The 18,665-nt window shown below is 70.4% G+C and carries 20 protein-coding genes, 1 tRNA gene and 1 pseudogene; 17 read left to right on the top strand and 5 right to left on the bottom strand.

Going from position 1 to position 18,665, the window contains the following annotated elements; genetic code table 11:
• The first annotated feature begins 97 nt into the window (after window positions 1-97).
• From TU30_RS02200 to TU30_RS02190, 3 genes are all read left to right on the top strand, one after another.
• Window positions 98-2,419 carry a transglycosylase domain-containing protein gene (locus TU30_RS02200; RefSeq protein WP_042163703.1) on the top strand — a complete coding sequence of 774 codons (2,322 nt, stop codon included), beginning with the start codon at window positions 98-100 and terminating at the stop codon, window positions 2,417-2,419.
• Between the two features lie 174 nt (window positions 2,420-2,593).
• Window positions 2,594-3,094 (top strand): hypothetical protein, encoded by a 501-nt coding sequence (locus TU30_RS02195; protein ID WP_042163700.1) that lies wholly within the window; start codon window positions 2,594-2,596, stop codon window positions 3,092-3,094.
• A gap of 204 nt (window positions 3,095-3,298) precedes the next feature.
• Window positions 3,299-3,628, top strand: a complete 330-nt coding sequence (locus TU30_RS02190; protein ID WP_042163698.1) for a hypothetical protein — start codon at window positions 3,299-3,301, stop codon at window positions 3,626-3,628.
• 118 nt (window positions 3,629-3,746) lie between these two features.
• Here the strand turns inward: TU30_RS02190 and TU30_RS02185 are convergent, their stop codons facing one another.
• Window positions 3,747-4,211 carry a GatB/YqeY domain-containing protein gene (locus TU30_RS02185; RefSeq protein WP_042163696.1) on the bottom strand — a complete coding sequence of 155 codons (465 nt, stop codon included), beginning with the start codon at window positions 4,209-4,211 and terminating at the stop codon, window positions 3,747-3,749.
• A 189-nt stretch (window positions 4,212-4,400) separates the two neighbouring features.
• On the opposite strand from TU30_RS02185, the gene TU30_RS02180 reads away from it, so the two are divergent.
• From TU30_RS02180 to TU30_RS02155, 6 genes are all read left to right on the top strand, one after another.
• The gene (locus tag TU30_RS02180) at window positions 4,401-5,327 is read left to right on the top strand and encodes a metallophosphoesterase (RefSeq protein WP_042163694.1); all 927 of its coding nucleotides are present in this window, start codon (window positions 4,401-4,403) and stop codon (window positions 5,325-5,327) included.
• Window positions 5,328-5,454: 127 nt separating this feature from the next.
• Window positions 5,455-6,258 (top strand): Pr6Pr family membrane protein, encoded by an 804-nt coding sequence (locus tag TU30_RS02175; protein WP_042163692.1) that lies wholly within the window; start codon window positions 5,455-5,457, stop codon window positions 6,256-6,258.
• A gap of 33 nt (window positions 6,259-6,291) precedes the next feature.
• Window positions 6,292-6,365: transfer RNA gene (locus TU30_RS02170), tRNA-Pro, on the top strand.
• Window positions 6,366-6,514: 149 nt separating this feature from the next.
• On the top strand, window positions 6,515-7,411 hold the full coding sequence (locus tag TU30_RS02165; RefSeq protein ID WP_042163690.1) for a phosphorothioated DNA-binding restriction endonuclease: 897 nt from the start codon (window positions 6,515-6,517) through the stop codon (window positions 7,409-7,411).
• A 64-nt stretch (window positions 7,412-7,475) separates the two neighbouring features.
• Window positions 7,476-7,754, top strand: coding sequence for a hypothetical protein (locus TU30_RS02160; RefSeq protein WP_042163689.1), 279 nt, complete (start codon window positions 7,476-7,478; stop codon window positions 7,752-7,754).
• Window positions 7,751-8,176, top strand: a complete 426-nt coding sequence (locus TU30_RS02155) for a PIN domain-containing protein (protein ID WP_042163687.1) — start codon at window positions 7,751-7,753, stop codon at window positions 8,174-8,176. Before TU30_RS02160 ends, TU30_RS02155 begins: the two co-directional genes overlap by 4 nt.
• A gap of 272 nt (window positions 8,177-8,448) precedes the next feature.
• Here TU30_RS02155 and TU30_RS02150 read toward each other — a convergent pair whose 3' ends face one another.
• Window positions 8,449-8,934 carry a DUF5994 family protein gene (locus TU30_RS02150; protein ID WP_042163685.1) on the bottom strand — a complete coding sequence of 162 codons (486 nt, stop codon included), beginning with the start codon at window positions 8,932-8,934 and terminating at the stop codon, window positions 8,449-8,451.
• A gap of 571 nt (window positions 8,935-9,505) precedes the next feature.
• On the opposite strand from TU30_RS02150, the gene TU30_RS02145 reads away from it, so the two are divergent.
• The 5 genes from TU30_RS02145 to TU30_RS02125 are packed head-to-tail and all read left to right on the top strand — an operon-like array spanning window position 9,506 to window position 11,510.
• Window positions 9,506-9,697 (top strand): hypothetical protein, encoded by a 192-nt coding sequence (locus TU30_RS02145; RefSeq protein WP_042163684.1) that lies wholly within the window; start codon window positions 9,506-9,508, stop codon window positions 9,695-9,697.
• Window positions 9,694-10,041, top strand: a complete 348-nt coding sequence (locus tag TU30_RS02140; RefSeq protein WP_042163682.1) for a hypothetical protein — start codon at window positions 9,694-9,696, stop codon at window positions 10,039-10,041. The genes TU30_RS02145 and TU30_RS02140 overlap by 4 nt, the downstream gene beginning before the upstream one ends.
• A 51-nt stretch (window positions 10,042-10,092) precedes the next feature.
• Window positions 10,093-10,806 carry a DUF5994 family protein gene (locus TU30_RS02135; RefSeq protein WP_042163680.1) on the top strand — a complete coding sequence of 238 codons (714 nt, stop codon included), beginning with the start codon at window positions 10,093-10,095 and terminating at the stop codon, window positions 10,804-10,806.
• A gap of 10 nt (window positions 10,807-10,816) precedes the next feature.
• On the top strand, window positions 10,817-11,032 hold the full coding sequence (locus tag TU30_RS02130) for a hypothetical protein (protein WP_042163946.1): 216 nt from the start codon (window positions 10,817-10,819) through the stop codon (window positions 11,030-11,032).
• A gap of 52 nt (window positions 11,033-11,084) precedes the next feature.
• On the top strand, window positions 11,085-11,510 hold the full coding sequence (locus TU30_RS02125; protein ID WP_370626542.1) for an STAS domain-containing protein: 426 nt from the start codon (window positions 11,085-11,087) through the stop codon (window positions 11,508-11,510).
• Window positions 11,511-11,677: 167 nt separating this feature from the next.
• On the opposite strand, the gene TU30_RS02120 is transcribed toward TU30_RS02125, so the two are convergent.
• Together TU30_RS02120 and TU30_RS02115 are read right to left on the bottom strand one after the other, a co-directional pair.
• Window positions 11,678-12,640: a class I SAM-dependent methyltransferase gene (locus TU30_RS02120; protein WP_042163678.1), complete on the bottom strand. Its 963-nt coding sequence runs from the start codon at window positions 12,638-12,640 to the stop codon at window positions 11,678-11,680.
• Window positions 12,641-12,773: 133 nt separating this feature from the next.
• Window positions 12,774-13,361 (bottom strand): helix-turn-helix domain-containing protein, encoded by a 588-nt coding sequence (locus tag TU30_RS02115; RefSeq protein ID WP_370626541.1) that lies wholly within the window; start codon window positions 13,359-13,361, stop codon window positions 12,774-12,776.
• A 222-nt stretch (window positions 13,362-13,583) separates the two neighbouring features.
• On the opposite strand from TU30_RS02115, the gene TU30_RS02110 reads away from it, so the two are divergent.
• On the top strand, window positions 13,584-15,263 hold the full coding sequence (locus TU30_RS02110) for an MFS transporter (RefSeq protein ID WP_078878050.1): 1,680 nt from the start codon (window positions 13,584-13,586) through the stop codon (window positions 15,261-15,263).
• A gap of 224 nt (window positions 15,264-15,487) precedes the next feature.
• On the opposite strand, the gene TU30_RS02105 is transcribed toward TU30_RS02110, so the two are convergent.
• The gene (locus tag TU30_RS02105; protein ID WP_042163673.1) at window positions 15,488-16,561 is read right to left on the bottom strand and encodes a TerC family protein; all 1,074 of its coding nucleotides are present in this window, start codon (window positions 16,559-16,561) and stop codon (window positions 15,488-15,490) included.
• Window positions 16,562-16,829: 268 nt separating this feature from the next.
• On the opposite strand from TU30_RS02105, the pseudogene TU30_RS36770 reads away from it, so the two are divergent.
• Window positions 16,830-17,015 (top strand): annotated as a pseudogene (locus TU30_RS36770) (DUF4291 family protein); the annotation flags it as partial.
• Window positions 17,016-17,036: 21 nt separating this feature from the next.
• The gene (locus TU30_RS02095; protein WP_042163667.1) at window positions 17,037-18,557 is read left to right on the top strand and encodes a recombinase family protein; all 1,521 of its coding nucleotides are present in this window, start codon (window positions 17,037-17,039) and stop codon (window positions 18,555-18,557) included.
• Window positions 18,558-18,665 lie beyond the last annotated feature (108 nt).

Below are 18,665 nucleotides of genomic sequence, written 5' to 3'. Positions count from 1 at the left end.
GACGTATGGATACGTGACCTCAGTGCTGTGACAGTTGTGAGCAGCTTAGGCCAAGGCCTGTACGCCTGTCCGGCGAACGAGAACGTAGGCTGCTCCCATGCCAAAGAAGCGCTCGGGCGGTGGTCTGTCGCCAACGCAGCAGGCCGCCAAGTTCCTCGGTGTCAGTGTCCTGTCGGGAGCCGTGCTGGCCGGTATCGCGATCCCCGCCGTGGGTGCGCTGGGCCTCGCCGCCAAGGGGTCGGTGGAGAGCTTCGACGAGCTCCCCGCCAACCTCAAGACGCCCCCGCTGAGCCAGCGCACCACCATCCTCGACGCGGCGGGCGGCAGGATCGCGACCGTCTACTCGCGCGACCGCACAGTGGTCGACCTCAAGGACATCTCGCCGCACCTGCAGAAGGCGATCGTCGCGATCGAGGACTCGCGCTTCTACGAGCACGGCGCGGTCGACCTCAAGGGCGTACTGCGCGCGCTCAACCGCAACGCGCAGACCGGCGGCGTCTCCGAGGGCGCGTCCACCCTCACGCAGCAGTACGTGAAGAACGTCTTCGTGGAGGAGGCAGGCGACGACCCGACGAAGGTCGCGCAGGCCACCCAGCAGACCATCGGCCGCAAGATCCGCGAGCTGAAGTTCGCGATCCAGGTCGAGGAGGAGCTGGGCAAGAAGAAGATCCTCGAGAACTACCTGAACATCACCTACTTCGGCCAGCAGGCCTACGGCGTGGAGGCCGCCGCCCAGCGCTACTTCTCCAAGCCCGCCAAGGACCTCGACCTCCAGGAGTCGGCCCTCATCGCCGGCCTCGTCCAGTCGCCGAGCCGGTACGACCCGGTCAACGACGAGACGGAGGCCACCAAGCGGCGCAACGTGGTCCTCGCACGGATGGCCCAGGTCGGCGACATCTCCCGGGAGGAGGCCGCCGAGGCGTCGGGGACACCGCTCGGGCTGAAGGTCAGCAAGCCGAAGAACGGCTGCATCACGGCGGTCGACGACGCGGCCTTCTTCTGCGACTACGTGCGCGAGGTGTTCCTGAACGACCCGGTCTTCGGGAAGGAGAAGGAGGACCGGGCCAAGGTCTGGAACCAGGGCGGCCTGACCATCCGTACGACGCTCGACCCGCAGGCGCAGAAGTCGGTGCAGGACTCGCTCGAGAGCCACGTCAACAAGAGCGACTCGGTCGCCGCGGCAATCACCCTGGTCGAGCCCGGCACCGGCAAGGTACTCGGCATGGGCCAGTCGAAGCCGTACGGCTACAACAAGAACGAGACCGAGATCAACTATTCGGTCGACCACAGCATGGGCGGCTCCAACTACGGTTTCCCGACCGGCTCGACGTTCAAGCCCTTCGTCGCGGCGGCCGCGATCGAGGAGGGGAGGCCTCCCACCCAGGAGTACTCGTCGCCGTACGAGATGCCCTACCCCGACCCCGTACAGACGTGCAGCGGCAAACCCTGGATGAACGAGAGCAGCGAAACCGTCCCCAACGAGGACGAGTCGGAGGTCGGTCCGTACCGGCTGAAGGAGGCGATGGCCCTGTCGGTCAACACCTACTTCGTGCAGATGGTCGCCGACATCGGCCTGTGCCCGCTGACGAAGATGACGGACGCCCTGCACGTCGTGCAGGGCAACAGCGAGAAGCTTCCGGAGGTGCCCGCCATCTCCCTCGGCTCCAAGGGCGTCTCGCCGCTGACGATGGCGTCCGCATACGCCGCCTTCGCCTCACGGGGCATGTACTGCACGCCGGTCGCCATCGAGTCGATCACCCAGAAGATCGGCGACCAGCAGAAGTCACTGGCCGTACCGAAGTCGACGTGCTCGCGGGCGATGAGCGAGAAGACCGCGGACACGGTGAACACCCTGTTGCAGGGTGTGGTCGACTCCGGTACGGGCCAGGAGGCCGGTCTGACGGACCGCGCCAACGCGGGTAAGACGGGTACGACGGACGAGCGCAAGAACGCCTGGTTCGTCGGTTACACGCCGAACCTGTCGGGCGCGGTCTGGGTCGGCAGCGACACCCAGCAGGTCAAGATGGTCAACATCAGCATCGGCGGTACCTGGCACCCCAAGGTCTACGGCGGCTCGGTGCCGGGCCCCATCTGGCGGGACGCGATGACCGGCGCCCTGTCGGGCAAGGAAGCACCCAGCTTCAACCTCGTCAGCATCCCGGACCCCAAGGACGAGAACGAGGACCGCGACCGGGACCGGGACCGGGACCGGGGGAACAACGGCGGCGGTGGCGGTGGCGGCCGCAACAACGACGCCGGCGGGATCATCGGAGGCCTCTTCGGCGGCGGAGACGGCGGCGGCAACGGCGGCGGAGACGGCGGGACCGCGACCAACGGCGGAGCCGAACCGCTCCCGACCATCTCCATCCCGGAGGGTTTCTTCCAGGGCCCCGGCAACGGGCCCGGCGGACGACGCTGACCGGCCCGCCGGACAGGATCCGCCTTTTTCCCCACAACCTCTCGGCCGGTCCGGCGCAATAGCGCCAGTTGTTCGAAAAAGGGGGCGCCCTCGGGGCGAGGGCCGTGAGATATTCACTCACGGCGCGACCACGAGGGCGCCCCTTTTTTCCTTTTTCCATTCACATGGAGGGCCATGAAAATCCGATCCCGTCTCGGTGTGACACTCGGCGCGCTGGCGGCCGCCCTCACACTCGCCGTCCCGAATTCAGCGTCGGCCACCGCACTGGCCTGTTACGACTTCGGGTGCGACGGACACGACCCGAACATCCAGAGCTGGGAGTCCGGACCGGTCTCCCCGTACGGTCCCTACACCCTCGGCAACTCCTTCCTGTACGAGCTGCGGTGGGGAAAGACGGACGGCGACCAGTACAGCTGGGCCCGGCTGCACTACATCAGCGGCTCGGGCCAGCAGGACTGGAACGTGTACGTCCAGCGCTGCACCAAGGATCAGTCCTCCTGCTACTGGCGGCTCGGCCTGAAGAAGGGCGGCGCCTCGGGCTGGACCGCCAAGATCCCGGGCGGGACGAACTACTACTGGACGCGCACACCGATGTACCACAACCCCTCGACGCACATGATGCGAGCCTGCGTCGAGGACCCGTCGGGCGACCGGAGCTGCACGCCCTGGTACTGAGCCGCGCCGGGCCGGGCGACCCCTTCTGCCGCGCTCGCCCGATCCCCGGCCCCGAAGCTTCGGCACGCGCACGCCACCGGCACCGCTCCGACAGGAACGACCCGCGTGCGGCCGGCCCGACGCACGGCACGTGTCCGGACCGCTTGAGCGAGCCGCACCCGCGCCGGACCACATCCAGAAGGGGGCCCTGGGGCCGACGAGACGGTGCTCAGGGCCCGGGAGTTCGTCCACCAGGTCCACGGCAGCCGTATCGGCATGCCCGTGACCGAGGCCGGGCGCACCGGCTGGAACACCGGGTACGCCCTGACCCGCGCCCTCCGGTACGAACTCGGCATGGCCGACGGCACCGCCAACGGCGTCTTCGGCCCAGGCACCCGGACCGGCCTGAAGGACCACACCGTCCCCGTCGGCACCACCGGCACCCGGGCGTTGCTCCTCACCGCGGCCGTGCGGCCAAGATGCGCGCCCGGAACGAAAGCCGGACCCGGTGCCGGCGCCCTCGTCGACATGGGGCCGGCGCCCTCGTCGACATGACGCAACCGTCCCCACACCACCGCGCCACCGGCCACCGGCCACCGGCCACCGCTGAACGCCCTGGGGGACGGTTCGCCGTCGTCCGACGACCGAGAGCGATCCCGGCCGTCGGACGTATTCAGCCGGCGAGCAGCTTCTTGACCGCGGCCGCCACGCGGCCGCCCTCGGCCCGCCCGGCCACCTTCGGGTTGACGATCTTCATGACCGCGCCCATGGCCCGCGGACCCTCTGCACCGGCCGCCTTCGCCTCCTCGACGGCCTGGGCGACGATCGCGTTCAGCTCGTCGTCGGACAGCTGCTGGGGCAGGTAGCGCGCGAGGAACTCGCCCTCCGCCTTCTCCCGCTCGGCCTGCTCGGGACGCCCGCCCTGGGCGAAGGCGTCCGCCGCCTCACGACGCTTCTTCGCCTCGCGGGTGATCACCTTGAGGACCTCGTCGTCGGAGAGCTCGCGCTTCTCCGTCCCCGCGACCTCCTCCTTGGTGATCGCGGTGAGCGTCAGCCGGAGCGTCGAGGAGCTGAGCTCGTCGCGCTCTCTGATCGCAACGTTGAGGTCGTCGTGCAGCTTCGACTTGAGCGTGGTCATGCCTCGATTCTCGCAGGAACGGAGGGAGGGGCGCCCGCGCATTTACGGCGTGCTCCCAAACCCCGTTCCCGTGGGGCCCGTTCGGGTGGACGGTCATCGCCCCGTGCCGGCCGGTACCGGCTTTGGGGCCGACCGGTGCGAACTGGTACCGCCGGACCTCCGCGCTCCCGGATCTGACACGATGGACGCATGCGCGCGCGATACGGAATCCCCCTGGGAATCACGGCGGCCGGCGCCGCCGGACTGGTGTACGCGGCGGGCTTCGAGGCCCGCTCCTTCCGGCTGCGACGGGTGACGATCCCGGTCCTGCCCGCCGGAATGCGCCCGCTGCGCGTGCTGCAGGTCTCCGACATCCACATGGTGAGCGGCCAGCGCAAGAAGCAGCGCTGGCTGCGCTCGCTGGCGGGTCTGCGCCCGGACTTCGTGATCAACACGGGCGACAACCTGTCCGACCCGGAGGGCGTCCCGGAGGTACTGGACGCGCTGGGCCCGCTGATGGAGTTCCCGGGTGCGTACGTCTTCGGCTCCAACGACTACTACGGCCCGAAGCTGCGCAACCCGGCCCGCTATCTGATCGAGAAGGCCCAGGGCCGGCACGGCCTGAACGGCAACGCCCCGGCCGCCGACGTGGTCCACAACCCGTGGGAGGACCTGCGGGACGGCTTCGACGGCGCGGGCTGGCGGAACCTGACGAACACCAGGGACACCCTGAAGATCGAGGGCGTCACGATCGAGCTGACCGGCCTGGACGACCCGCACATCAAGCGGGACCGCTACACGGAGGTGTCGGGCGGCCCGTCGGGCACGGCGGACTTCTCGATGGGCGTCGTCCACGCCCCCTACCTGCGCGTCCTGGACTCCTTCACGGCCGACGGCTACCCCCTGGTCCTGGCCGGCCACACCCACGGCGGCCAGCTGTGCATCCCCTTCTACGGCGCCCTGGTCACCAACTGCGACCTGGACACCGACCGGGTGAAGGGCCTGTCCTCGCACACGTCCGAGGGCCGGACGTCGTACCTCCACGTCTCCGCGGGCTGCGGCACCAACCGCTACACCCCGATCCGCATCGCCTGCCCTCCGGAGGCGACGCTGATGACGCTGGTGGGGCGGGAGTAGCCCGGGAACGGCCGGCCCTGCCGGGGGACGGGCCGGCCCGGGGACGAACGCGGCAAGCCACTCGGCGGCGTACCCCGTCCGGCCCACCCGCATCGCCCCGACCAGGTCGTTCACCCACTCTGGGTTCATGACCGCCCCGATACCCAGGGACATCCCTGACCTCCCCGTCATCCCGGGCAGACGAACGAACCTCATGCCGTCGTCCGCCCCCGCGGAAGCCGTGGCGCCACCCGTACGCCGCCCCCTGGCAGCGGCGTACCGCCTGCTCCTGGCGCTGGCAGCGATCGCGGCGGTGACCGTGGAGCTCCTGCTCGGCAGCCCGGCGCGCGTCCTGAGCCACTTCGCGATCCAGAGCACGCTCCTGCTGGCCGTGGTCATGCTCGCCTCGGCCGGCAGGGCCTGGGCGGCCCGCCGCCCCCTGCCGGGCTCCCTGACCGGAGCGACGCTGCTGTACGTGGTCGCGGCAGCCCTGGTCCACCACGTACTCCCGGCGGACGCGACACCGGCGTTCACGATGACGGATCCGACGACGACGGCAGCCCTGACCGGAACAGCCGCCACGCTGGCCGCCCTCGCGCCGCCCGCCCTGCACACGGCGCTTCCCGTCGCCGCGGTCCTGGACTGGCTGCTCCTCTCCCCGCCGGCCCGCACACGCCTCGCCCACGCCGCCGCATGGCTCCTGTACCCGACGGCGTACCTGACCTTCGCCCTGACCCTCGGCGCCCTCCTCCCCGACGGCGCAGCCCGCTTCCTCCACCCCTTCCAGGACATCGGCCGACACGGCTACCAGCACGTCCTGGGCGTCTCCCTCCTCCTGCTCCTCGCCCTCTACGCCCTGGCCCTCGTCCTCGTCACCGCGGACCGCACCCGCCCGGACCCCGTCCGCCTCGGCGCAAAAACCGGATTTCGTCTCCAGCCACCGGTGGGCTAAAGTGAACGTCGTCGCCGCGAGAGCAGCGACAATCGGGGTGTGGCGCAGCTTGGCAGCGCGCTTCGTTCGGGACGAAGAGGTCGTGGGTTCAAATCCCGCCACCCCGACTTTGTTCAAGTAGATCAGGGCCCGATCCACTCGGTGGATCGGGCCCTGATCGCTTATTCACGGTGTCGTGCCCGGGCGGCCCTCTCCACGGCCCCCTCCGAGCATGCGCTGATCGATGCCCGACGAGGCGCCACTACCATCGCCGGTCATGGACTGGCTGGAGCGCACCGCGAAGCTGAGGCAGTGGAGCAGAAACGGGACCCGCGCTCCGCACAAGCCGCTGCTGTTGCTGTACGCCCTCGGCCGGTTCCAGCAGGATGCCGCCGGCGAACTGCGGTACAGCGCGGTGGAGGAGGATCTGCAGCGCCTGCTGACCGAGTACGGTCCGCCCCGCAGGACGACGCCCGCCTACCCGTTCCACCATCTGGTGAGCGACGGCGTGTGGGAAGTGCGGACCGATCGCGGGCCGGGCAGTCCCGGCAGTAACGTGCGGGAGCTGCGGCACGTCGGAGCCGCAGGACGGCTGGCGCCGGAACTGCGGGCGGCGCTGCGGCGGGAGCCGTCGTTGCTCGGCCGGATGGCGCGGCTCCTGCTCGACCTGCACTTCCCGCCCTCGCTCCACGGCGACCTGTGCGAATCCGTCGGTCTGGAGCTGGAGTCGGCGGGGACCGGAGAGCTCTCGGCCGCCGTGCGGAGGCGGCGGGATCCGCGGATGCGGGAGCGGGTCCTGACGGCCTACGAGTACCGGTGCGCCTTCTGCGGCTACGACGGCAGGATCGGCGCGGTGCCGGTCGGGCTGGAGGCCGCGCACGTGCGCTGGTGGGCGTTCGGCGGCCCCGACGACGTCGACAACGGACTGTGCCTGTGCTCGCTGCACCACAAGCTCTTCGACAAGGGCGTCCTCGGCATCGGCGACAGCCACCGCATCCTGGTCTCGCAGCGCTTCGTCGGCCACAGTCCCGCCGCCCGGGAGCACGTCACAGCGCTCGCGGGCCGCCCGCTCATCGGACCTCAACCGGGTGCCCGCCCCGTCGCGGCGGTCCACCGCTCCTGGCACACCAGCCAGGTCTTCCACGGCAGCCCGCGCCCCGCCACGGCCGGCTGAGCGCCGGGCGTCGGTCCCGTGCCCCACTGGTAAGGAGTGCGATACCAGGAGTATGGTCTCTTGTATGGCGACGAAGAAGGTGACCGTGACGATTCCCGCGGATCTCCTGGACGAGATCCGCGCGGACGCGGCAGAGCGGGGCCTGTCGGCGTACGTCGCCGAGGCGCTGCGCTTCAAGCGCGACCGGGACCGGCTCCGGGAACTGGTCGACTGGCTGCAGGAAGAGCACGGCCCCGTTACCGAGGACGAGCATGCGGCAGCGCTCGACGAACTCGAAAAACTCGACGCCGAACACGAGCGGCGTCGAGCCGCCGGCAAGCACAACACCGGAGAGGCTGCGTGAAGAAGCGGGCCGGTGAGCACACACAGCGGCCGCTCCGTGTTTTCGTACTGGACTGTGAAGCCCTGTCCCTTGCGGTACGCGGCGACCGGAGGATGATCGTCTGGCTCGACCTCGCGGCGCGCGGGGAAGCCGAGGTGGTGACGTCCCCGATGACGCTGGTCGAGGCGTACGACGGCAGAACGACCGAACAGCGCTGGGACTGGGTACTGTCCCGGCTCCAGGTCGTCGACATCGGGAAGGCCGAGGCCCGCCAGGCACGCCGACTCCTGACCGACGCCACGTTGCACGGCCACACGTACGCGATCGACGCCGTGCTCGCCGTCATCGCGCGACAGCAGAAGGGACAGGTCACCGTCTTCACCTCGGACGTCGACGACCTGGAGAAGCTGGTGCCGGACACGGTCGTCGTCAAGAAGGTGTGACCCGACCCGCTCCGGTCTCGGCAGGACGCCGGGGATCCACCGCCAGGCACCGGGACGTGTCGTTCCGAGCGCGTGAACCGGTCGGCGTGATCGGACGTGCGCAGTCCGGGACGACCGGCCGAGCAGGGTCGCGCGGCGGCCGGGCGGGGTGTCCGCCACCACCGGTCCCGGCCGGTTCGCACGGTGGTGCTTCCTGCCCGGCTGGTCCGGACGGGTGAAGTATCGAGGGGGCAGGCACTCATCGTGGCGAGACCGCCGCGGCTGCCCCGCCCTCACGTCTCCGGCGCTGCTCGGCCGGTGCCGGTGTCGATGAGGATCTGTTCGGCCCGGGTGACGTTGTCGGCGCGGACGGCTTCGGCCATCGCGGCACGTGCCGCGTCCGGCCTCGCGTGGGGCGGGACCACGAGCAGCGAGAAGTGGTCCTGATCGCCCCGGGTGATCAGGACGGTGTCGTCGCCGACCGGGAAGGAGTCGATGTGCACGACGCGGTCGTCGATGACCAGCCTCGTCGGCAGTCCTTCCCAGGCTCCGGCGTCCAGGCCGACGCGTGTGACCGGGCCGAGGTGTTCGGTCAGCGCGGTGATCAGGGCGGGGAGCTCCGCGGCGATGTCCCGGGAACGCGGCCACCACGCCCCGTCGAGAACGCCCCGGCGGTCGTGCGTCGTCTCCAGCCGTACGACCGCCGTCCCGGGCTGCACGGCCTGGTGGACGGTGTCCGGCAGCAGCCTGGTCACCCGCGGGGAGCCGGATTCGGGCATCGCACTCGCCTGCCTGCCTGTGAGGAAAACTGGGCGACTTCCTCGCTTCACCGTACTCCGCGGCCCACAGCGGCCGGAAAGCTCGCCGGCCGCGCCCGAGGGCCGCGGGGCGTGCCGGGGTGGTGCGGACTCACCGGGAGCACTTCGCACACCGGCTCCGATGCCGGTGTCGTTCCCGGCGGGCGACGCCACCGGCCGGCTGTCCCTGCGCAGAGGTCCGCAGACGGGTTCGCGCGAGGTCCGCGGCCGCCTCTCGCCCCCCGCTACGGGCTGTTCCCTCCAGGGCCCCGACCGCACGCCTCGCACCGCCTCGCACCGCCTCGCACCGGAAGGGTCCGGTTCGGGCACCTGCGGGCGAAGAGCCCTCGTTTCCGCCACCGTCCTTCCGCGCGCTCCGAGTCGGGGCGGGACGGATCGCGTGGCCACCTCGTTGACACGGGCCGTTGCCGGACGTTGACTGGCAGCACGGTGCAGGGTCGTGCCACCGCGGACCACACGGCGGGGCGTTCCGCCTTCCCTCCTCGCCCGGACTCCGCGGGAACCCACCTGCCGGACGACTTCGAGGTCGGCCATGACCGTTTCACGGGCCATCAGGAACAGGGCGCAGACGACGAAGGGCGGGATCGCGGAAGAGCCCGGCCGGGTCACCCGCACCGGGCGACTGCGGCACCGGGGCAGGATCGACCGAGTTTCCGGAAGCCTGGAACAGGCCGTCGAGAAGACCAAGGACGCCTTCGGGCAGGACGGAAGCGGCATCCGATGATGTACGACCAGACTCGCGCCCAGCAGCCCGCGGACCAGCCCTCGGGCCCCGCCGAGCGCCGCAGCCCGGCTCCGAAGCCGCTGCTGCCCTCGGACGGACAGGACAGGATCGTCCAGCAACTCCGGCACGCCCTCAACACCTTCGCCGACACCCCCCGCGAGGCGTTGGAAGAGGCCGAGAGCGCCTACGACGAAGTCACCGCCCAGCTCGTGGACGCCCTCGCAGAACGGCGGCGTGTCCTGCGCGCGGAGTGGCAGGACGGGGACCCCGGGACACAGCCCGAGGAACTCAGGCTCGCACTGAGGCAGTACCGGGAGATCATCCAACGGCTGCTCCACGTCTAGGTCCGGGCCCGGGCGGCCGCTGCTCCGCGCTGCGGCGGAGCGCGGAGTAGTGTGGACGGTACCGAGGGTATTTCGTACACCGGCTTCCACGCCGGGTCGTTCTCGGCGAACGATGAAACCCGGGCCGCCGCAGAAGCGGCCCGGAGACGGGTCCGCATCATGTCGGCGACCTTGTACCCGACCCTGCCGCACCCCGAGCCCGTCGCTGCCCCGGCCGCGCGCCTCACCCTGAAGACCGACGGCACGTCCCGTGGGCTCCTGGACGGCGCCTGGTGGCCCCGCTCCCGGGACCTGCTGAGCGAACTGCCCGCGCTGACCGACATGTTGGACCCCTTGTGGGGCCGCATCACCCGCATCGCCGTCAACCCGACGTACTGGCCGGTCGTCCCCCGCAGGGTTCCCGTGCACGGCCACCTCGTCAAGGTCGGCTGGTTCACCCGGGAAATCGACCCGCACAAGCTGCTGCTGCTCTCCTACCGCACCGGACGCTGGGACCTGCTGGTCGTCCCGCCCGAGACCGGAGCGGAGTCGGCGGCCCGGCTGATGGCTGCCGCGTCCGACTACGACGGCCCGCCCCTGACCGCGAGCGAGCTCATCGCCGCGGACGAGGCCCGGCACGGCGTTCCCGCGACCGACGGGTCACTGAACCCTGACGAGTCGTGGGAGGACGAGGGCGGCGCCTCCGCGACGCCCGCGACGCCCGCGGCCGTTCCGGAACGGACCGGTCCGCCCGGTGGGGCCAGTCGTCTGATCATCGGTATGTGAGGTGGCCGCCATGAACGCCCTCCTGACCGTCGCCGTCGTCGTGGTCCTCGTCGCGGTGGGGGCGTACGTGATCCACCGGCTCAACATCCAGCACGCCGACAGGATCGCCGTGCACCGGTACAGCACCGCCCGGTCCGAGTCGCCGGCCGGCGGCGAACGACGGGACCCCCGCGACGGGAGTCGAGGCCGCTTCCCGTCGCGCCGCCGTACCACTCACCCCAGGTGAACAGCCGGTTTCCACCCCTGTGGCATCGACTGCGCGAGGAACGGCCGGCCCCATGAAGCGAGGCGTCATGACCCTTCCGCGGCTGAACGTCCACCGGCACGACCGGGGGACGCGGGCGCTGATCACCCTGTCCGGTGAGATGGACCTCGAATCCGCGCCGTTGGCGCGCACGTCCCTGGAAGGGTGCCTGCGGGACGGCATCCGCACCATCGACGTCGACCTCGCCTCCGTCACCTTCTGCGACTGCAGTGGACTCAACGCGTTCCTCCACGCCGCGCGGCAGACCACCGTGGCCGGTGGGACCTTCCAGCTGCACCACCCGCCGACGACGCTGACCCGGATCATCGACCTCGCCGGTTGCGGGTTCCTGCTCCTCGGCCTTCCGCTCGGCCACCCGCCACCGCCTCTCGACGACCCCCCGGTCGCGCCGCACCGGTCCGTCCCGCTTGCGCGTGTTCCGTCGGTCGATGCTCCATGACGGCCGAACCCGGGCGGGGACAGTCACGGAGGCCGGGAACGGCGAGTCCTCCGCCATGACGATCGCCATGACGATCGCCATGGCGATCGCCGGGACGGACGACAACCTGGGGGACACGGCCTCGGGGTCCCGGTACGCGGCGACGGCTCCTGAAGGCTCGGCGTGGTTCAGTTCGCGCGGCGGGCGGCCCAGACGGTGCGTTCGGTGCGGACCATGAGGTCGGTGCGGCGCAGGATGCTGTGGGGGCCGGTGATGTCGAGGAGCTGGTCGAGAGCGGTGAGGTCCTCGGGGGAGAGCGCTTCGGCCGCGGCACTGCGGACGCGTTGCAGGGTGGCCAGGGCGTAGCGGCCGATCGCCTCGGTGCGGGAGCCCTCGGTGCGGGAGCCCTCGATGTTCACCGCGAGGGTGCGTTCACCTTCGAGGGTGAATCCGGCCGCGGTGAGCATCGGCCCCCAGTCGGCACCGCGGTGGGGCACGTGTTCGGCGTGGAAGTGCTCGGTCGCGGCGTGGCAGCGGTCCTCCAGGCCGGGCCGGTTCCCGGGTGCGCTTTCGGGCAGGAAGCGGGGGAGGCCGGCCAGCTCGACGACGGCGAACAGACCGCCGGGCGCGAGCACGTCGCGGACGGTGCGCAGGGCGTGGCCGGGGTCGGCCATGTGGTGCATCGAGGCGGAGGCCCATACGAGAGCGGGTGTGCCGAGGTGGGGCCAGTCGGCGGCGTCGAGGTCGGCCTGCACGGTGCGCACGCGCTCCTGCACTCCCCCGGCGCGCGCCTTCTCCCGCAGGCGGTGAAGGTGTTCGGCCGAGGAGTCGACGGCGGTGACGTGTGCTTCGGGGAAGCGGTCGAGGAGGGCGAAGGTGCCGGTGCCCGTCCCGCAGCCCAGGTCCACGATCTCGCGTGGGGCCGCCTCGACGGGCAGCCATGAGGTGATGGCGGCGATGTGCTCGGCGAGGACGTCCGCGTCCAGGTCGAGGATCTCCGTCTGGCTGCCGGCTCCGGCTCCGGAGCCGGAGCCGGAGCCGGGAGCGGAGGCGGGGGCACGCTGAAGGACCTGGTCGCCGTGGTGGCTGTGGGGACCGTGGTGGCTGTGGGGCGCGCCGTGGTGGGGAGTGTGCGCGTGTGTGTGGGTCATGGCCCCACGCTAGGACGACCATGCGCGTGCGGCATGACCGCTTTCGGTATACGCAAGAAGGTGTCCGCCCGGGGTGCCGGACACGCAAGACGCCCACCGCGGCGCGGACTCGCGCACAGGAGCCGCCTGTGCCTCAGTCGTCGTCGGAGCCCTTGCCGACGATGTCGCGCTGGTGGCCGCGGCGGGCGTCGCGGTCGAAGATGCCCAGGATCTCGCACGGGCCGCCCTCGGCACCGATGGCGTGCGGCAGCATGGTGGGGAACTCCGCGGCCTGGTGGGTCTCGACGCGGAAGCGGCGGTGGCCCAGCATCAGGATCGCGGTGCCGGAGAGGACGACGAGCCATTCGCGGCCGGGGTGGGCACGCATGCGTGAGGGGTTGTCGGGGGGCGGCTCGGTCATGCGCTGACGCATGACGGTCATGCCGGGATCGGCCTTTACGGGCCAGCGCATCAGGCCGTGGGCGGCGTCGATCATCGGGCTGGTGACGACGTCGTCGGAGGCGGTCTCCACCAGCTGGTCCAGGGACGTGCCCAGGGCGCGGGCGAGGATGACCAGCTGGTCCAGCGCGAGACGACGCCGGCCGTTCTCGATGCGGGAGAGCGTGGACTGGCTGACACTGGCGCGGGCGGCCAGTTCCTCCAGGGACCAGCCCTGTGCCACACGCAGGGCCCGGATCCGTTTGCGTACCAGGCTGTCCAGCTCGCCATCGTCTTGCGCCATGAGCAACATCGTATGCCTTCGGTGCAAAGCGTGGTTACGGTCCTTGCGAGTGGTCCGGTGCGGAACCGACGGGGCCACGGCCCAGGACGCCACCGGCGCCCGGCCTGCGGGCCGCACCGGCCCACCACCTCATCCGCCCGACGACCGGCCCTGCCCAGCCCTGCCCCGCATGCCCCCGGCATCGATCCCGCACGCCCTTTTTGAGAGGAATCCGAGGAATCCATGAGCGCGAACACGAGTGCACACCAGCCTCCGCAAGCAACGGCCGCCGACGGGAGCGACGGGACCGGCGGGGGCGACGGGGGCGACGGGGGCGCGCCGGATGCGCGTCAGCTGCGCACAATCCTGGTCGCCGTGTCGATCGCGCTGATGGCCGTCATCGCGTCGGTGTCCGGGCTGAACGTCGCCCAGACCCACCTGGCCGTCGAGTTCGGCGCCTCGCAGAACACGGTCCTGTGGATCATCAACATCTACACCCTCGCGTTGGCCGCGCTGCTGCTGCCGCTCGGCGCCATCGGCGACCGCCTGGGCCGCAAGCCCATGCTGATCGCCGGACTTGTCGTCTTCGGCGTCGCGAGCATCGCGGCGGGACTGGCCCCGACCGCCGAGGTGATGCTCGGCGCACGCGTGGCCAGTGGTGTCGGCGCGGCGATGATCATGCCGATCACTCTTGCCGTCATCACCTCCACGTTCCCCGAGGAGCGGCGCGGCAACGCGATCGGCGTGTGGACCGGTGTCGCCGGGGGCGGTGGCATCCTGGGCATGTTCCTCTCCGCCCTCCTCGTCGACGTCGCGGACTGGCGGTGGCTGTTCGTCCTGCCGGTGGTCCTGGTGGTCGTCGCCCTGGCCATGACGCTGAAGTCGGTTCCCAACTCCCGGGAGAGGTCCGCCCACGCCTTCGACACCGTCGGCGCACTGTTGTCGGCCGTCGCGGTGGTCGGGCTCGTCTTCGTCCTGCAGGAGGGGCCGGAGCGCGGCTGGACCGCCGTCGCGACCCTGATCAGCCTTGCTGCCGGCCTCGCCGCCGGGGCCGGCTTCGTGGCCTGGGAGCTGCGCCGCCGGGACGCCTCCCTGCTGGACGTGCGCCTGTTCCGTGAGCGCGGCCTCACCGGCGGCTCGGTCACCCTGCTGGTGGTCTTCGGTGTCCAGGCGGGTATCGCCGTGGTCCTCTTCCCGTTCTTCCAGGCCGTGCTCGGCTGGTCGGGCCTGCTCTCCACGATGGCGCTGATGCCCATGGCCGTCATGATGATGACGGCCTCCGGCCTGGCCCCCAAGCTCGCCGCACGTATCGGCGCCCGCCCGACCATGACCGCGGGAATCGCGCTGGCCGGCGTCGGCCTGGCGCTCATGGCCCTGTTCGTCTCCGCCGACGGCGGCTACGTGTCCATCCTGCCCGGCATGCTCGCCATGGGCATCGGCACGGGTCTGTCGATGACGCCCTCCACCGAGGCCATCACCGGCTCCCTGCCGCGCGAGAAGCAGGGTGTCGCCTCCGCCCTCAACGACGTCACCCGTGAGTTCGGCACCGCGCTCGGGGTCGCGCTGCTCGGCGCGCTCGTGTCCGCCGGCTACCGCAGCACTGTCGACGGCAGGCTGGACGGCATCCCCCAGGAGGCCGCGGACACCGCCCGGGAAGGCATCGCCAACGCCGTCGAGGCCGCGGGCGGTGCGGGCCCGCACGCACAGGACCTGATCCACGCCGCCCAGCAGTCCTTCGTCGACGGATGGCAGCAGGCCATGTGGGCAGGCGTCGCCGTCATGGGCGTGCTGTTCGTCCACATCGCGCTGCGCGGACCGAAGAACCCCACCACCCCCACCCCCACGCCCACACCCGCACCCGCACCCGCAGTCGTGGCCGCGCCGGACGACGCGGAGGCCGCCGGGGCCGTCGACGCCCGATGACCGCGGCAAGGGTCGGATGACGCCACGCCGGTTCCGGGACCTCCCCCTGCGGCACACTGCGCCGCACCCCCTCCCACCGGACCCCATCGGACCTCATCGGATCCCGCTCGGCCCCACCGGGCCCTCGTCCTCGAGGGCCCGGTCTGCTGCCGGCCCGGATCCCGCTTCGGCGGAGGCCGTGGGTGGACGTCCCGAGGGAACGTGCACGCCTCCTCCGGCGTGGATCAACCTGCCGGTCGAGGCGGCTCCTTCCCGTCCCGGTCCCTCTCGGTGGGTGCGTCTGCGTCCGGGCCGGGTTTCCCGGTGGTGGCCGATTCCGGTGGCGAGGCCGCCTCCTCGTCCGGACCGGCGGGCACCGGGTGGGGCGGAGGGGGCCGGAGCAGGCTGAGGGCCACGGAACCGGCCAGGATGACGACGATGACCGCGAGGCTGACCGGTGAGGGGATCTCGGGAACGCTGGTGCTGATCGTCTTGTGGGCCGCCTGCAGGACGAGCTTGACGCCGATGAAGGCGAGGATGATCGCGAGGCCCTTGCTCAGGTAGTGGAACCGGTCCAAGAGCCCTGAGAGGAGGAAGTAGAGGGCCCGCAGCCCGAGAATGGCGAACGCGTTGCTGGTGTAGACGATGAAGGCGTCGTCGCTGACGGCGAGAACGGCGGGGACGCTGTCCACGGCGAAGATCAGGTCGGCCGCCTCGATGGCGGCCACCACCGCCAGGAGCGGGGTGGCCACGCGTTTGCCGGCTTCCCTGACGAAGAACTTCGTGCCGGCGTACTCGTCGCGGACCGGCATCATCCTGCGGAGCATCCGTACGGCGAAGCTCCTGCCCGGGTCGAAGCTCTCCTCCTCGCCCTTGAGGAGCTTGTAGGCGCTGTAGAAGAGCACGGCGGCGAAGGCGAAGAGCACGACGGTGAAGCGGCTGACCACGGCGACGCCGAGGGTGAGGAAGATCCCGCGGAAGATCAGGGCGCCCATGACACCGAAGAACAGCACACGGTGCTGGTAGGCGCGGGGCACCTTGAAGTACGCGAAGATCACGGCGAAGACGAAGAGGTTGTCGACCGACAGGCTCTTCTCCAGGAGCCACGCGGTGGTGTACTCCGTGCCCGCCGTCGTGCCGAGAACCAGGAAGACGACCGCACCGAAGACCAGGGCGAGGCCCACCCACAGGGCGCTCCAGGCACCGGCTTCCTTGAAGCCGATGACGTGCGCCGTGCGATGGGCCAGCAGGTCCACCACCAGCGACACCACCACGGTCGCGGCGAACGCCAGCCACAGCCAAAGCGGGACATCAAGCACACCAGTCACCCCTCAGCGGCCCACGCCGACGCGCGGGGCCCGTTTACCGCATTCTGCGCCCATTCGTACGCTCAAGCGATCCAGGAGACAGGATCGGCTTCCCTCCCGCCCCTCTTCGGCACTCGCCCTGATGTCGGGACCGATGCCGACCCGGCTTCCGTGCCGCACAAGACGTCGGCGTGGGGCAACCTCCGGCCGGGAGGGCCGGGGCCTCCCCTGGGGAGGGGGACCCTTCGGTTCATTGGCCGTCGGGCCCCCCGGTAATTCGGTGGCGCACATCGAACAGTGTCCGCACGCTGTCACCGTGGCAGAACCCAAGCACCGGATCCGCGCCCGCCATACCGCTTCCACGATCACCGTCCATCAGGCATACATGCCGGAGATCGGCCGGCCCGCGGCCCGGGAGGGCCGCTTCCCGGCGAAGTGGCAGCGGGACCGGATGACGTGGATCAAGCAGTGCTCATAGCCTTTATTCATGGCTGAAGACGACGACGAGCAGCAGACGGACGCCCGGTTACGGCGAGCCCTCCGGGCCAGGCAGACGGCCGGCGCGCAGCAGCGGGCGAAGAGGCACCGGGCCGACTGGGCAGGAGAGTCAGCGGCGATCTACTGCCGTATCTCCCATGTGAACGACGACGATCAGACGGGTGTGGAGCGTCAGGAGAAGATCTGCCGCGAAGTGGCGGATCGTCTGGGGCTCGTCGTGGACGAAGATCAGGTCTACGTGGACAACAACCGGTCGGCATGGCAGCGGAAGCGCAGGCGGCCGGGGTGGGATGCGCTACTGGCCGAGGCAGGCAAGGGCCGTGTGCGTCACGTCCTCACCTACCACCCGGACCGGCTTATGCGACAGCCGCGCGACCTCGAAGAGCTCTTGCAGATCGCGGACGATCACGACATCACGTTGCACGGCCAGGCGAACCGGCGTGACCTCGCGGACCCTGATGACCGCTTCTTCCTGCGTATTGAGGTTGCGCACGCGTGCCGGTCGAGTGACGACACGTCGCGCCGACTGATCGACTCCATGATCGATCGCGTGCAGGACGGGAGGCCGCACACCGGCCGCCGACGCTACGGGTACGACAAGACCGGCACCGTGATCGTCCCTGAAGAGGCCGACATCGTGCGGGAGATCTTCACCCGCTATCTCGACGGAGTGAGCCCGGTTCAACTGGCCAAAGAACTGTTCGACCGGGGTGAGAAGACCGCCGAGGGGCGCAACTGGACTGCCCCGCGAGTGCGAGACGTGCTCGACAACCGCCACGTCGCCGGCATCCGTGTGTTCCGTGGTGAGGAGGTCGGAGACGGAGAGTGGCCCGCGATCATCGACCGGGGGATGTGGCTCGAGGTTCGGGAGCGCCGGGCCTACCGGGCCGCCAGACTGGCGAACGGCAGGCAGCCGGGCCGGTTCTACCTGCTGCGTGGCTTGGTCACCTGCACGGGGTGCGGAAAGATCATGGGTGGGTCCGGAGGAAGCGGCGCCAAGTACGTCTGCCAGCACACACAGCGGCTCGACATTCCACGCTGCAACCGGGCCGTCTCCGCCCCGATCTTGGAAGAGTTCGTGAGCGAAGCCGCGATCAACCTTCTTGAACGCCTTGATCTGTCGGAGGCGCCGACGCCCTCTGAACTGTCGGACGAGGACCGGGCCGCTATCGAGGGGGACCGGCGCGAGCTCGACGAGCTCAAGGACATGTGGCAGAAGCAGGAGCTGAAGACCCGGGAATACCGCGAGATGCGCAGGACCGTCGAAGCGCGCATCGCGGAGATCGAGCGCAAAATGATCGTCCGGCCGACTACCGAGGTCCTGAACGGTCTTGTGGGCCCGCATGCGCGGGCGAGCTGGGAGGCGTTGAGGGAGGCGGAGGACTTCCAGCGTATGAACGCGGTGATGCGCTTCCTGTTTGCTGCGGTCAAGATCAAGGAAGCGACGAAGAAGGGCCGGTACTTCGACTACGGCAGGATCGACATCGAGCAGAACCCGATCTGGGCCTGAGCCCCAGCACAGAGAAAGAGAAGGGGGCCTCACACGAGGCCCCCTTGCCGTCTCATTCGATCTTTCCTCCTGGTTGACGCTCCAGGAGCCGGGCCAGTCGCTTTGCTG

The sequence above is a fragment of the Streptomyces sp. NBRC 110035 genome (assembly GCF_000829695.1).
In the GTDB taxonomy this organism is placed as follows: Bacteria; Actinomycetota; Actinomycetes; order Streptomycetales; family Streptomycetaceae; genus Streptomyces.
This window is presented reverse-complemented; position numbering and strand designations above follow the sequence as displayed.

Bases quoted from the DNA above. Each gene is read 5' to 3' on its own strand.
- TU30_RS02200 (WP_042163703.1), top strand. From the start codon at position 98: ATGCCAAAGAAGCGCTCGGGCGGTGGTCTGTCGCCAACGCAGCAGGCC.
- TU30_RS02195 (WP_042163700.1), top strand. From the start codon at position 2,594: ATGAAAATCCGATCCCGTCTCGGTGTGACACTCGGCGCGCTGGCGGCC.
- TU30_RS02185 (WP_042163696.1), bottom strand. From the start codon at position 4,211: ATGACCACGCTCAAGTCGAAGCTGCACGACGACCTCAACGTTGCGATC.
- TU30_RS02180 (WP_042163694.1), top strand. From the start codon at position 4,401: ATGCGCGCGCGATACGGAATCCCCCTGGGAATCACGGCGGCCGGCGCC.
- TU30_RS02175 (WP_042163692.1), top strand. From the start codon at position 5,455: ATGACCGCCCCGATACCCAGGGACATCCCTGACCTCCCCGTCATCCCG.
- TU30_RS02165 (WP_042163690.1), top strand. From the start codon at position 6,515: ATGGACTGGCTGGAGCGCACCGCGAAGCTGAGGCAGTGGAGCAGAAAC.
- TU30_RS02160 (WP_042163689.1), top strand. From the start codon at position 7,476: ATGGCGACGAAGAAGGTGACCGTGACGATTCCCGCGGATCTCCTGGAC.
- TU30_RS02150 (WP_042163685.1), bottom strand. From the start codon at position 8,934: ATGCCCGAATCCGGCTCCCCGCGGGTGACCAGGCTGCTGCCGGACACC.
- TU30_RS02145 (WP_042163684.1), top strand. From the start codon at position 9,506: ATGACCGTTTCACGGGCCATCAGGAACAGGGCGCAGACGACGAAGGGC.
- TU30_RS02140 (WP_042163682.1), top strand. From the start codon at position 9,694: ATGATGTACGACCAGACTCGCGCCCAGCAGCCCGCGGACCAGCCCTCG.
- TU30_RS02130 (WP_042163946.1), top strand. From the start codon at position 10,817: ATGAACGCCCTCCTGACCGTCGCCGTCGTCGTGGTCCTCGTCGCGGTG.
- TU30_RS02125 (WP_370626542.1), top strand. From the start codon at position 11,085: ATGAAGCGAGGCGTCATGACCCTTCCGCGGCTGAACGTCCACCGGCAC.
- TU30_RS02120 (WP_042163678.1), bottom strand. From the start codon at position 12,640: ATGACCCACACACACGCGCACACTCCCCACCACGGCGCGCCCCACAGC.
- TU30_RS02115 (WP_370626541.1), bottom strand. From the start codon at position 13,361: ATGGCGCAAGACGATGGCGAGCTGGACAGCCTGGTACGCAAACGGATC.
- TU30_RS02110 (WP_078878050.1), top strand. From the start codon at position 13,584: ATGAGCGCGAACACGAGTGCACACCAGCCTCCGCAAGCAACGGCCGCC.
- TU30_RS02095 (WP_042163667.1), top strand. From the start codon at position 17,037: ATGGCTGAAGACGACGACGAGCAGCAGACGGACGCCCGGTTACGGCGA.